The sequence below is a fragment of the uncultured Candidatus Kuenenia sp. genome (assembly GCF_900696675.1).
Taxonomy (GTDB): domain Bacteria; phylum Planctomycetota; class Brocadiia; order Brocadiales; family Brocadiaceae; genus Kuenenia; species Kuenenia stuttgartiensis_A.
Genome location: NZ_CAADGZ010000090.1, coordinates 1 through 13,899, shown reverse-complemented (window position 1 = coordinate 13,899; position 13,899 = coordinate 1). Strand labels below are relative to the sequence as shown.

The following is a 13,899-nucleotide window of genomic DNA, read 5'->3' as shown; positions in this document are numbered from 1 at the left end:
TGTTTGTAGCGCAATAAAATTCAACAGGTAAATAGCTCCGTAGGAGCGGCCTGTATATGATTGACAGGAAGACAGGCCGCTCCTGATTATAGAGACAGGTTTCAAACCTGTCTCTACGATCTGTTATGGTATCCTATCTACAAACAGGTTGCTCCTACGGAGCTTATCGGTAATACGTTTTTTTTAAAAACCAAAGTGTTACAATAATTCTTAACTTAATGACATTGGGTTGCAAACCTGAACCCGCCGGGAGTCGTGTAATGTTTACGCTGAATAGTTACGAAATTTCCCTGATAAGGTAAACATCGCCTTATGGAGGGGAGAAACATGTCAGAATTAAATCTTTCCGGCCCATTTTTAGGGTGATAAAAGGCGTTTTCTTTTTAGGTACAATTTTGCTATCAGTCATTTCATTATCGCTTATACACTTACTGCTATCACCCCATAGCCTTTTTGCTGTAGCTATTATTTCAACACATCTCCGGGTAAAAGAGTCGTTCATATCCTTAACCACCGGGATATCTCTCAATGGGTCTCGAATGATTATTACGTCTTTTGGTAGGTTATCCATTTAGTCATCTCCTGTAATGACTCCTGAAAAATAGAATTAAGGGCAACCGCTCAGGATTGCGGCTTTCGGGTGATCATCCCTAGCCCTTAATCATCATCACTATTTGCGCTCCAGATACCCCTTACGCTGCCAGTTCTCATCGTAAATGGTAATATGCCCATCCCGCTCCCGGATATACCCTTTGCGCTTGCCCTGTTCGTCGTAAACGTCATAATACTGTTGCTCCGTTTGTGATACCGTTGAAGTACACCCGGCAACCAACAAACATAAGGCGATGATTATTGTTTTCATAGTGTCCTCTAAAAAAGGTACGGTAAAAGTACGGCAGTAAGCTACTAACGTAAAATACAAGCTGCCTGGAATACCAATACACATAAGGCTTTGCCGGTGATTCACATCGCCTTTTCCACTTTATCTGCAATAAATTTGCTGAATGAAAAAGAAGAGGTAAATGCGGGGGATACTGCGTTTAAAATGTGGGTGGAAGTTTCTTCCTGTTCTACAACGAAATCCATCTCCAGTTTCATTGTTCTTGTATCAAGCAGTTGCGCCCTTATTCCCGGGGTGAGATAATCGCCGAATTTATCCTCTTCCAGTTTTTTCACTAAATGAGCGGCTTGTTTTATAAAATATTTCTTATAGTGTTTTTTTATCTCGGCAAATGCCAGATCTCTGAAATTAAAAGAATTCATTAGAAAAAGCTTTGCCTCGTACCGGAGTATTTCAAAGAATTCGCCGGGATGAAAATTGGATAAACCCTCATAATTTTCCCTCCAAAATACAGGAATTGCCGTTGGCCCCATTTTTACCCTGCCGTCAACCATTTTTGTAAAGTGTACGCCAAGAAACGGGTTTTTCAGATTGGGAACGGGGTATATGTGTTTTTGAATAAAATTACTGTCCTTATATTCAATATACAGTCCTTTAAAAGGGATGAGGGTATAGTGTTTTCCAACGCCGTATTGGTGGCCTATTTTATCGGCATACAGACCGGCGCAATTAATAAGGTGCCGGTAGTGTATCGTATTTTTATTAGTGACTGCCGAATGAAGGCCCTCTCGCTTTATGAATTTTTCATTCAATAGCAGCTTGCTGTTTTTTTTAAAACTGCTTGCGATATGGTTCAATACTTCTTTTGGGTTCACCACTGAAGTTGCAGGAGAATGGATAGCCTTGCAATATGTCCTTGCATTTGGGTCGATTTGGGATAGTTCCTGTTCATCTATTATTTGTAATTCCACGCCATTTTTGTCGCCTCTGTTTTTTAACTCATAAATCCCTTTTAAATCCTCTTCGTCTTTCGCAACCACTACTTTCCCGCATCTGTTGATGGGAAGGTTGTGTTGTAAACAATATGCTGTTAAAAGCCTGTTTCCCTCAACCGTAAATTTCGCCTTTAAACTGTCAGGAGTATAGTAAAATCCCGCATGAAGTATGCCGCTATTCCTGCCACTTGCATGGCGGCCAGGGGAATCTTCTTTTTCGATTAAAGTAATTATTAATTCAGGATGTCTATGATGCAGCTCTCGCGCGATGGAGAGTCCCATAATGCTGGCGCCAATAATTAAAATGTCTGTTTTTATCATGTACGATATTCCTCAATCGATGGTTGCTTAACGTTTTTTTGCCTGAAAATACTTTTTATCCCCAGACTTCGCGAAGTACGATTTACGAAGTACGATTTACGAGGTACGATTTAAAATCGTAAATCCCAAATCCAAAAAGGATGTTTTCAAATTCCCTTTTGAAATTGACCGGTAGTTTTATTTTATGTACGATAACAAGGCGTTGAAAAAGGCCTGTTTCTATAGACCATTAATACCATGTTACGGAATGATATGGCAATAAATACGGTGTAAGTATTATCATTTTGCCAAAAATTTGCAAAAGTATTTTAATAAGCATCTTTTTCCGTCTGCTTGGCTTAAAAAATCAATCGATAAAGCAGAGACACAGGATTTACTCCTTTACTTTTTTAATAATTATTCATAATTGTATTACGTCTATGATATTAGTATTATCCGGCACCGAAGAGGGTAAAGAAATCGTCCGACAACTTCATTATGATGGTTTTAATGTAAGGACTACTGTTGCTACTGAATATGGCAGAAAGATGTTTGAACAAATAGGACTTGATACTCTTTGCATTCAAAAGCGTTGTGACAAGGAAGGATTTATAAGACTCATTCAGGAAAAAGGAATCACGGTTTTCATTGATGCAACACATCCTTTTGCGGTTGAAGCGACAAAAAACGCATATGAAGCATGCAGAGAAGCCGGTATTGACTATTTTCGCTTTGAACGCAAAGATTCCGTGATATCTGATCACCCACTTATACATAGCGTTAGTTCTGCCGATGATGCGGTAAAAAAAGCCAGGCAGCTTGGAACTAATATTTTTTTGACAACCGGGATTTCAGGTGTTTCAAAGTTTATCCCGTTAAAAAATGAAAAACAGCTATTTGTTCGTATACTTCCCATACCGGAACATATCGTGTCGTGCATTGAAATGGGGATATTTCCTAAAAACATTATCGCAATGCATGGCCCGTTTTCAACAGAGTTAAACAAAGCTATGTTTCAGCAATACGGGATTAATGTCATCGTTTCAAAAGAAAGCGGGGGAGTGGGGGGGGTAAATGAGAAAATTCAGGCAGCTATTGAGTTAGGTATCGACACGATTCTGATAACAAGGCCTGCATTAGCATTACCGGATGTTTACACAAGTATTACTGATATCCTGAATAAAGTAAAAGCCCTGCGGTAAAACGATGCATTTGCATAATATAATGGACGGGCTTTTTCATACCAGTAGTTAAGATGCTTTTTTGGTAAGATAAGTAATAGAAAGGGAGGTCTGAAAAATGAGAAAGGGTTTTGATGCAGAATACATGGCAAAGGTGGCATTGGATGCTATCAGGGAAGAAAAGACGCTGGCAGAATTGTCATCACAGTACGAAGTTCATAAGACACAAATAGCAAAGTGGTGCAAACGAGCGATAGAAGGTACTAAACATTGAATTAGATAACGTAGGTCGGGTTTCTTGCCTGACTTTCTGGTCTCATATTTCGACAGAAGATTTTTTGGGGTGCGACAATGAAAATCATATCATTTGGCGATGTTCATGAAGACGTCAGTAAACTTCCGTTAATTCAACACATTGTGGAAAAAGCCGATTTAATAATTATTTCAGGTGACATTACAAACTGTCACGGCAAAAAACACGCTGAACCGGTCATAAACTTATTGAAAATGATTAATAATAATATATATGCACAGTATGGGAATATGGATACTTCTGCAGTAAATAATTATCTGACTGATATCGGCATAAACCTGCATGGGAAAGGGTATTTTTTTGGAGACGTTGGGGTATTCGGCTGTGGTGCATCAAATCCAACCCCTTTTAATACTCCGTCTGAAATCAGTGAAGATGAAATAGCGGCAAATTTGTTAAAAGGATATAACATGGTAAAGGGCGCACGATGGAAAATTATGGTGTGTCACACACCGCCCAAAGATACCGCTGTTGACAGAATTAGTAATGGCATGCATGTGGGAAGCAGCGCCGCGAGGGATTTTATTGAACAACAAAAGCCTCACGTTTGCATTTCAGGACATATACATGAGGCAAAAGGAAAAGATAAAATCGGGGACACGCTGATATTGAATGCGGGTATGTTTCGTGATGGGTGGTATATTGAAATAGATTGTGATGAAAGAGTAATATCTGCTAACCTGCGGTCTATAGCATAAGGGATTTCTATCTTTAACAACAATAACAGAATAAAGTCGCTGCCAAAGGAACCTGATTTCAATGAAGATTGCATTAGTAGTGTATCAATTTATTAAAGAAAAAGGTGGCGTTGAGCGTTATGTATATAATTTGGCAGAGCAACTAGTCAGTAAAAAATATGAGGTGCATATATTTACGCATTGTCTTCCTGAAAAAGAAGATAACAGATATATCTTTCACTATGTACCTGCCATTTCTTTCTGGTCTCCGCTAAAATACTGGACATTCGCCTTCAATGCCCCACGGGCGGTTAAAAAAACTGGCATACGATTTGACATTGTTCACGGGTTTACACAAACATTGTATCAGGATATTTACAGAGTAGGGGGGGGATGTCACTGGGATTATATGCTGCATACGTATCCTTCCATGCAGACCATCTTTGGCAGGGCATTGCTCTGCCTTAATCCAAGGCACATGAGCCTTTTGCTTTTAGAGAAAATGATTTTTAAAGGGAAACGCTACAAACAGGTTACTTGTATTTCTGAGATGTGCAAAGATGAGTTGGTGTCACATTATAAAATACCCCCTGAAGACATAGCAATTATTTACAATGGCGTGGATACAATGCTTTTTAGTCCGGATAACAGCCGGAAATACAGGGATAGCATAAGAAGCATGTATGATGTGGCTCCGGATGATATTCTTTTGGTGTTTGTGGGTTCCGGGTTTAAGAGGAAGGGCCTCATACATGTGATACATGCCTTGGCAATGGCAGATATGCCAAAAAACGTAAAACTGTTGGTTGTTGGCAGGGGATATGAAGAAAAGTTTCGGGCAATTGCGAAGGAGAAAGGTATTTATGAACTGGTAATTTTTGCGGGCACTAGCAAAGAAATTCACAAAATATATGCGGCAGGTGATATTTTTGTTTTCCCCAGTGAGTATGATGCGTTTGGCACGGCATGCCTGGAGGCAATGGCGTCGGGTCTTCCGGTAATTGTGAGTAAAGCGAGCGGTGCATCTGAAATTATCGAGGACGGCAAAGATGGTATCGTTATTGAACATCCGATCAATGCAAAAGAAATCGCTGATGCTTTGCAGATGCTTTATGATAAGGAGAAACGGAAGCAAATGGGACTGGCAGCAAGGAATAAGTCGGAAAAGTATTCATTAGAAGTAAATATAAACAAAACGTTGTCGGTATATCGGAGGCTTGTGTGTGACAGTAACTTTTAATACCATACTTGGCAGTTGGCAATCTACAGTCTACAGTCGGCAAATTGCAGATTGCCGATTGAGGACTGAGGATTGTTTTTAGCGCAGTTCAAGCGTAGTATTAATGATGTTTCTAAAAGTTGTATCCAATGCTTCCAATAAGAGTGGTATCATCTTTTTTATTAGCCCCGGAAGGGGTATTATCATACTGGTTTATTAATACCGTGCTTAGTGACAAAGCCTTCATCAAATCATGCTTTATCCCTAAACTTGAATCTAACCGCCAATCTTCCTGATCTTCAACACTTGTGTTGTATTCATTTTTTGCAAATAACTTTGTAGAACTCAGCATCTGCCAGTCTAAATAATGCCCAAACCGTAAACCGAAATTGTTTTCCGTGATACCTCCGTGATATCTTTCATGGGTAAATGCAGGGCCTCCTTCAATCCGATATTTAATTTTTTCACTACTAAATAAACGATACCCAGGCCCAAAAGAGGAAATCGTTCTGTAATTTAAATTTTCAAGTTCATCATGTTCAAAATATTCCTGCAAAAACAGATATACTTTGAAAGAGGTGTTATATTCGTATTTCAATGTCACCTTTTGCTCATTGGCGGTTTCTTCAGACCCACCGGTACTTTGGTTCTTCTTTGTTTCAAAAATGGCAAGCATATCGAAAAATATTTTGTCGCATTTCCTTTCGTTTGAATATCCAATTTTCAGGTGCGTTGTTGTGGCTTCCGTATTTCCTGTTTTAATGTTAATGCCGGACTCAACGCTCCCTTTCCATGTTTTTTGAGGAGAAGAATCTTTTTTGGACTCATCTACCGCCAGTGTAACGGTTTCATCCTTATCCCCGGCAATTGGAGGTACGGCGTCACCTTCCTTTTCGGATGTATGCGTATCTGATGGTATTGCCTGTTTGGGTATTAAATATGAAGATGGTTCTTTTTGTGCGGTTATTATTTCATCAAGGGTATGAGTGGCATCTAATAGTTTAAAAGCATAAACGTTTATTTTTTTGATGGATACATATTCACCGTTTACAGGTTTAAGAATCGAGAACTGAGTGGGTTTGTTTTCATGATAATAGACTTTTATAATTTCGTTATTGCTGGAAAAAACACTGACGTTCTCTAATCGGATAGTACAGATATTTTCTCCGTCCTGCAGAAAGGTAATGGAATTATCGGTAATTTTGATAAGTTTCCCTTTTATGTATATCCCATCAACTGTTATCAATTCATCTGAAAGCGTCTGAGATGTTGAGGTGCGCAGCTTGTTTTGCATGTGTATTTTTGTATTTGCAGATTTGATGTGCCTGCGGGTCTTTATTACGTCAATGTCTTCATCATCATCGGGAGCGTAAACTCCATATTCATTTTCAGTAAAACCATGCGCATTTTTACTATGAGAATTATTAAATGCCATATGAAGTGAAGAAATCGTATCTGCCGGAATAGAGAGTATTAGTTTGTTATTTGCATAGGCGTCCACTTTACATGGAATGGTTATATCATCAACCTTTAAGGAAACATGACCGGAGGAGTAAGTATCGTCGGGAAACTGCATTATTAAAGATTTAAGATCGCTTTCTGACAGCTCTGCGGTTACATAATTTCCCTCAAAACCGACAATTTCAATATCGATGCTTTTGTCGGCATTCTTCAAAAATAAAGAATCTCCATATGCAGCGGAACAAACACTTATAAGCAAAATTATTACAGTGAAAGAAAACTTCATTATTGATTGCATTTGCAGAATCGATAAAAAGTAACAATTTATTTTTTGAAAAATTCCAATAATAGCGATGTTTGCCGCACAGCGTAGGGGCTAAGCAATTACTATAAATTGTCATAAATAAGTGCATACCCCAACTGGTAAATGCCTCACCCCTACACTGTAAAACTGAAATTATGCGAGCGAAGGGAATAATTCACGCAGCCCGTTTGCTATAATTTCTATTGCGATTGCGGTTAGAATCAAACCAAATAAACGATTAAGGATATTGCGTCCTATCGGGCCTAATGCCCTGCCTATAGGGCTTGCAAGGCGAAGAACTATCCAGAGCAGTATGCAGGTGATAAGAATACATAGTATGACCAGCGCCCCGTGATAAGTGGCGGAAGAACGGTGCATTTCTATTATAACAGTACTTATCGAGCCGGGACCGGCTAGCAGCGGAATGGCAAGGGGAACGACGGCAATTGTCGCCTTGTTCTCTGCCGCTGCCTCTTCAGTGGGGCTTGTTTTCACTTTATCGGCCTGCGCTCTTAGCATTGCCAATGCCATTATAAACAATACAATGCCGCCACCGACTCTAAAAGAGGCAAGGCTTGTGCCAAAAGTCTTTAATAATGATTCACCGCTAATGGCAGAGGAAATGAGGACAAGTGCTACCGTTATTATGGTAACAAGCACGACCCGTGCTCTTTGTGATTGGCTGTATCCCTGCGTTAGGCTTAAAAATATGGGAATAGCCGCAAAAGGGTCCAGTATTACCATGAGGGCTGTCAAAAATCGCGTGTATTCCGTCCAATGTTCCATAGAGTATTACCCTGTAAAAACTTCTTTTGTAATAGTTTTGACCCCTTCTCTAAACAAGAGAATGATCCAGCCCCTCTCAAACAGGGGAATACAAAAATCACCTCATAGAAAAAGATTTAGAATATCAGACTATAATCAAAGAAAAAAGCATGGACAGTATTGAATTGTCCATGCTTTTTTTGTGTAAAAATAATTGTCTAACGAATGTTGCTTACCAACCCGTAACCGTCTCGTAAGTTTCTTTCTAGTCAACATTAACGTCAAGTATTGATTGTAAATCGCCAGAGGAAAACTTTATGCTAATATTGTCTTTTTTTGATGTTTTCCTTGCGCCTGTTACTGTAAATACTGCCTTACCTGCTTCATCTGTCAAAATTGCAGTAGATGAAATCTTTACCTTGTTGCCATCCTTTTGGACAATTGCATCAATCTTAGCGTCCACTGCGGGGCTTCCGTTTTTACATTTTGCCTTGACTGTTACTTCGCTGCTTTCTCCTTCTTTGAGTTTAAGCTTTTTATCAGGATTTGTTGTTAAACTGCCAAGACTGCATGCCTCTGCCTGAACCTTTACCTCTAGTTTAGCGCTGAGTTTTTCAGCCTTGAATTTAATTTCTGCTGGCTCTGTATCGGTTTTCATATCACCGGACACAGCAAAAACTGCCTTTCCATTTTTATCTGTTTCAGCGCTTTTGGGAGTAAGCGTTATATATTTCTTGCCTTTTATTACCTCGGCTTCTAGTTTAACGCCCTCTGCCGGACTATCGTCCTTGCACTTTACTTTAACGGTAATGCTGGCATTTTTGCCTTTTTCCAGGGTTAATTTTTTATCGGGAAGCGTTATTACTGTTTTTGGTTTGCATGGAGTTGTTATTTCTGTAGTTTCCTCTGCTGATGTTGTTTTAGCGGTGTCTGCGGAGGTTTTCTCTTCCGTTAGAGAAGTGCCCTCAACTTCAACTTCATCAGTGGATATGGATTCATCAACTATTTCTTCGTTAGATGACTCCTCACCTTCTTCTTTCACCAGGGAAGCGGCAACGGTTTCTTCTTCAGAACCGGCTTCTGTGTCTTTTTCTGCTTCTGTTTTAACCTTTACCTCGAGAATTGTTTTAATATCATCTGCGGAAAATTTGATGGTAGGTGCATCTTTCTTCGTTTTACTTATACCGGAAACGGTAAAGACGGCTTTGCCGCTTTCATCGGTTAATGCGCTGGAAGAGGAAAGTTTTATGCTATTACTGCCCTTCTGTATGATGGCATCCACTTTAACATCAACCGCGGGACTTCCATTGTTGCATTTTAACCTGACGGTTATATCGCTGCTTTGCCCTACGAAAAGTGTTACTTTGTTCTCAGGATTTGTCTTTATAGTATCCAACTTGCATTCTTCAGCCTGAACCTTTATCTCTAGCGTAGTGCTAAGTTTGTCTGCCTTGAATTTGATTTCGGCATTTTCCGTTTCTGTCTTCTTATCTCCCGTGATAGTAAACACGGCTTTGCCATTTTCGTCTGTTACCGCACTTTTTGGAGAAAAGGATATGTTTTTGTTGCCTTTTAATACTTTCGTCTCTATGGCAACACCGGAAGCCGGGCTGTCGTCCTTGCATTTTAACCTTAGAATGACATTGCCGCTCTTGCCTTTTTTGATGGTAAGTGTCTTTTCCGGGTTAGTTTGCATAGACTTGGGCTTACAATCAGAGGCAATTGTATTGTTTGTTGGGGCAATAGCCGAAATAAATGAAACACAAATTAAAACAATACTATACAAAAAAATATTTCTGCACGTAATTCCGTTCATGCGCCTTTCTCCTGATCTTCTTTTAAAAATATTTTGCGGTAGAGATAAAGTAAATTACCCGTTTTTTGATTTAAGAGCGGGGTAATATTTATGAGTTATTTGGTGTGTGACAAAGAAAGAAAAAAGCACGCTATCCCAATAGAGATGTTTATTGATATGAGTGGATATTATAAATACCATATTGAGAAAATGCAACGTTAAAAGTAAATGAAGGTGAGGTGTAATGTTTACGCTGAATAGTTACCCGATAGGATAAACAAAAACAGGCTGGATATTATATCCAGCCTGTTTTTGTTGGTCATACATGACGATGAATCAATTTGGAGATGATTCAAACAGGGTAAAAATGAGAGAATGTATTACTGTCCGGTTCTCTCGTTAAAAACTTTCTTACACTGTTCTGAACAGAAGTAATATACCTCCCCTTTGAATTCTGCTGAAGGGGAATTTTTCAAATCCTTAACTTCCATTCCGCAAATGGGATCTTTTGCAACCCCTTCCTGCCCTTCTTCTTTTATTTCGTGCTTATGTGGCGGACGGCTGGCATCACTGCCGCATACTCCACAGCTTGCCCAGGAAGCAGCGCTTACGCAAAAGATGCTAATGCAAGTAATAAAAAAGATGGTTGTCCTGTTTATGTAGAAATATTTTTTCATAAATAAATCTCCTTGAGAAATATACTTGATTTATAATCTAAAATAATACAGCAATGCCTCCTTTCGAAATAAAGAAAATTGTAAACAACAAGGTCTATCTATTTTCGTATTCCGTTTCACGCTCATCAATTATAAAAAACAATAATACCGAATAAAAGATAAATACGCATTTATTATTTACCCGGCGGACATTATTCAACAGGTGATCCTGTTTAACTGGTAACTATTCAGCGTAATCTATTAAACTATCGAAGCACCACTCGTTCCCAAACAGAACAGACTGGGTCAAATGTGCAATTTTATCCTATTTCACAACAAGCATTTCTCCCTTTTGAGGCAACAAAGTTTCATTTGCCCCAGTCTGTGGAGCTTGAGAACGAGAGAATGTCCGCTTCGGCGAGGCCTTATGTTAAACCGTCTTGTTTTTTTCATCAACGCTCAATCTGTCTAGCTTTTTTTTAAGCCATTCGTTCTCCACCTTCAATTGCCCTATTTGCCGGTACAACTCATCTATTACCTTCTTCTTTTCTCCGATAGTCTTCGCCTCCTTTCCCTGAAATATCCCTCCTAATCCTTCTATCGCTCGTTTCCGCCACTTTGCTATTTGTGTCTTATGGACTTCGTACTGTGATGACAATTCTGCCAGCGTCTTTTCCTCCCTGATTGCATCCAATGCCACCTTTGCCATGTATTCTGCATCAAAACTCTTTCTCATTTTTCAGACCTCCCTTTCCATTACCTATCTTACCAAAAAAGCATCTTAACTACTGGTCTGAAAAAGCCCGTCCATTATAAAATAAATAAATAAAGAAATTAATTTTCCATCAAGACACAGGCCAAAGGAGATGTATAGGATTAAAAAATATCTATTCATGGTTTAGATATTTTTTGATTTTTTTAATTAAACAAAGCAATGCATCTACAAAACAGCAATAAATGGTCTTGACAAACCCATCCGCCGCACAAATAATTTTCTTTTCTTTATAAAAATGCTCCCATTGCCGCAATTTTCTCTTACATCTTAATTCGCGGATACATACACCAAGTTTCGCACCGGCAGAACCATCCAGAAGATCAAGAATGTAAGGGCGCTTGAAACATTTATAGAAAAAAGCAGCAATTCCCTTTCGAATTCTTTTATAGTGGCGTTGACGTATATAAGTGCGGTTAGTATTTATAAGTGCTTTTATACCTGAAAAAAAATCAACAGAAATTAGAACACGAGCTGCCGCATCAGCGGCGTTCCAGCTTTGACAATAACATGCTTGTTTATAGACTTCTTGTATTTTGTTAACAGCTATTTTTTTGCCTTGCAATCGTTCAATGTCTAAAATAATAATTTCACTCAAAAACCCATCTTCGAAGGAATCATATTCAGCAGATTCAGAACTAAGGCGAGAGAAATCGCTAAATATTTTTTCAAAATTGGTTTGTTTCTCAATAACGTGTTCTTTTTTCAAGCGTTTGCAATGAGGAGTATTGCTTCGTATTATATCACGTGCTATCTCAAGATAAAGGCGTGTTATAATTGCCAATTCTCTTCTGTCAAGTAGCAATGGAGGATCAAGAACAATTGGTTCTAGAGTTTTTATTGCATCGTCCAATTTTCCAAGGCGCCAATAAGTAAAGCCTTTTAGACAAGTGATTTTTGAGGACTCATTGTTAAGATTGTCGTTTACGTTAATTTTTTCTAAATATTGCATTGCAGAGCAATAGGCAGATACACTTAAAAGAGCATTTGCTATATCCCAATATAGTAGTGGCGTAAGTTTTGTTATAGTATTTTTACTACTATTATAGGATAATTCGCGTATATATTGAATATGCAAGGAAGGCCATCCTGCAATAACCCCTGGCCCTTTATCAAACATAATATAAGTAGAGTTTCTAAGATTTTCTAAAGAAATTTCACTGAACCAATCTTTAAAGTTTTTTTCCCACTCAGGATTTTGGGAATTTGTGCTACGTTTCCATCCATATTCAGCACCTAATTTGAGTAACCAATTATCTTTTGTATCTTCAGATGTAAGATTAGTTCTAATCCAATATTTAGTGAAATCTGGTGGTCTCTCACCTTTTTTTACAACCCAGATTAATTTCGCACAAGTATTATTTAAGTTTCTTAAGTGAGGCGAAATATCAATATCGCCATATCCACTGTAGCCGACGACAAGAACTACTTTATTATTAAGCAGTTTTTCGATATAGTTGTACTCTTCAAGATATTTTCCTTTTATTAAAGCAGGAGAAGTTGCTTTGATCTTACCCTGAAAAACATCTCCATGAAGCTTAAGTATGTATGGTTCGTTTTCTAAATTATTTAATGGTTGAGAATGAATTAATAATCGGATGCTATTGTTACACAATTCAATGGCATTATCAAAATTAGTTGTAATAACAGCGCTTGCCTTCTTTTTCTCAAGTAGAAAGCTAATCGCCGAATGGTTTGAGTTAAATTGTTTTTCTTTGCATTTAAATACAGCTCTTATTAAAGAATCAATAACACTTGGCTTTTCTTTCGATGGTTGTTCAAACGCATTAATAGAGGAATCTGGAGAACCAACGTCTTTTGAAATAAAGGAAACTTGAATACGATATAAAAGATCTTCGAATTTAGTATTTATACGAAGAGAAACATATACTCCTTCCGCTAATTCATACGAGTACTTGGCTAACAATCTATCATAGTATGAAGGTGATTTTTCTGCATCTTCTAATTCTAAAAATAGTTTTAAATTATAAAAGAAGTGCTTTGAAAAGTCAGAAACTGATGGTAGAAAATTTTTTTCAATCCCATTTCCTAACAAAGAAATTCCGCAACCACAAAAAATGACAAAAGAATCACCAAGCTCATTTCTTAGTTTATTGAATGAGTTTAATTCTATTGCATATGTCAAATTTAAAATAGCTCCTCAAGAAATATTTTTAAACAAAAAAATAAAAGTAGAATTAGCAATAAATATTTTAATTAACAATTAAAATATACCAAATTATATTGATATTTACTTCTATAGCATTTGTATCTGTTTGAATTTGTAAATATGAAATATTAAAAGTTCTTAAGTCCTTGATATTGGGCTGGTTTCCCGCTTTTCCTTGAAAATTAAGATATTGTTGGCATACATCAATTCTATCATTTTTGATTGATTTTAGCACGAAATTAGCACGCACATCGAACAACCATGACGCTGTCAAAGTTTTCCATAAGCACATAATATACAAAGATATGTAAAAAAACGTGGATATTCCCCCTAAAATATTTTATATTATAGGGCATGAACCAGCATACAACACCAATCGATAACACACACAACGAACTACTTCATTCAATTACCGTTCGTCCTGTTTCACAAAACGACCAGGCAAATTGG

The 13,899-nt window shown here is 37.9% G+C and carries 13 protein-coding genes; 4 read left to right on the top strand and 9 right to left on the bottom strand.

Annotated elements, in window-relative coordinates:
* Window positions 1-310 precede the first annotated feature (310 nt).
* From QZT26_RS12525 to lhgO, 3 genes are all read right to left on the bottom strand, one after another.
* Window positions 311-571, bottom strand: a complete 261-nt coding sequence (locus QZT26_RS12525) for a hypothetical protein (protein ID WP_295102557.1) — start codon at window positions 569-571, stop codon at window positions 311-313.
* A 99-nt stretch (window positions 572-670) separates the two neighbouring features.
* Window positions 671-862, bottom strand: coding sequence for a hypothetical protein (locus tag QZT26_RS12520; protein ID WP_295102555.1), 192 nt, complete (start codon window positions 860-862; stop codon window positions 671-673).
* Window positions 863-963: 101 nt separating this feature from the next.
* Entirely contained in the window at window positions 964-2,157 is a 1,194-nt protein-coding gene (gene lhgO, locus QZT26_RS12515) for an L-2-hydroxyglutarate oxidase (RefSeq protein ID WP_295102553.1), read from the bottom strand.
* A gap of 419 nt (window positions 2,158-2,576) precedes the next feature.
* Here lhgO and cobK point away from each other — a divergent pair, with 419 nt between their 5' ends.
* The 4 genes from cobK to QZT26_RS12495 all read left to right on the top strand — a co-directional run bounded on the left by cobK (window position 2,577) and on the right by QZT26_RS12495 (window position 5,547).
* Window positions 2,577-3,338: a precorrin-6A reductase gene (gene cobK / locus QZT26_RS12510; RefSeq protein ID WP_295102550.1), complete on the top strand. Its 762-nt coding sequence runs from the start codon at window positions 2,577-2,579 to the stop codon at window positions 3,336-3,338.
* Window positions 3,339-3,435: 97 nt separating this feature from the next.
* Window positions 3,436-3,591 carry a hypothetical protein gene (locus QZT26_RS12505; RefSeq protein ID WP_157820699.1) on the top strand — a complete coding sequence of 52 codons (156 nt, stop codon included), beginning with the start codon at window positions 3,436-3,438 and terminating at the stop codon, window positions 3,589-3,591.
* Between the two features lie 77 nt (window positions 3,592-3,668).
* Window positions 3,669-4,328, top strand: a complete 660-nt coding sequence (locus tag QZT26_RS12500) for a metallophosphoesterase (protein WP_099326457.1) — start codon at window positions 3,669-3,671, stop codon at window positions 4,326-4,328.
* A gap of 61 nt (window positions 4,329-4,389) precedes the next feature.
* Window positions 4,390-5,547 (top strand): glycosyltransferase family 4 protein, encoded by a 1,158-nt coding sequence (locus tag QZT26_RS12495; RefSeq protein WP_099326458.1) that lies wholly within the window; start codon window positions 4,390-4,392, stop codon window positions 5,545-5,547.
* A gap of 112 nt (window positions 5,548-5,659) precedes the next feature.
* Here the strand turns inward: QZT26_RS12495 and QZT26_RS12490 are convergent, their stop codons facing one another.
* From QZT26_RS12490 to QZT26_RS12465, 6 genes are all read right to left on the bottom strand, one after another.
* Window positions 5,660-7,201 (bottom strand): DUF481 domain-containing protein, encoded by a 1,542-nt coding sequence (locus QZT26_RS12490; protein WP_169703446.1) that lies wholly within the window; start codon window positions 7,199-7,201, stop codon window positions 5,660-5,662.
* Window positions 7,202-7,444: 243 nt separating this feature from the next.
* Window positions 7,445-8,077, bottom strand: a complete 633-nt coding sequence (locus tag QZT26_RS12485; protein WP_099326460.1) for a MarC family protein — start codon at window positions 8,075-8,077, stop codon at window positions 7,445-7,447.
* A gap of 244 nt (window positions 8,078-8,321) precedes the next feature.
* Window positions 8,322-9,872, bottom strand: coding sequence for a hypothetical protein (locus QZT26_RS12480; RefSeq protein WP_099326461.1), 1,551 nt, complete (start codon window positions 9,870-9,872; stop codon window positions 8,322-8,324).
* A gap of 359 nt (window positions 9,873-10,231) precedes the next feature.
* Complete coding sequence (locus QZT26_RS12475) at window positions 10,232-10,528, bottom strand: YHS domain-containing protein (protein ID WP_099326462.1); 297 nt, start codon at window positions 10,526-10,528, stop codon at window positions 10,232-10,234.
* A 409-nt stretch (window positions 10,529-10,937) separates the two neighbouring features.
* Window positions 10,938-11,243, bottom strand: a complete 306-nt coding sequence (locus QZT26_RS12470) for a hypothetical protein (RefSeq protein WP_099326463.1) — start codon at window positions 11,241-11,243, stop codon at window positions 10,938-10,940.
* A 151-nt stretch (window positions 11,244-11,394) separates the two neighbouring features.
* Window positions 11,395-13,425, bottom strand: coding sequence for an SIR2 family protein (locus tag QZT26_RS12465; protein ID WP_099326464.1), 2,031 nt, complete (start codon window positions 13,423-13,425; stop codon window positions 11,395-11,397).
* Window positions 13,426-13,899 lie beyond the last annotated feature (474 nt).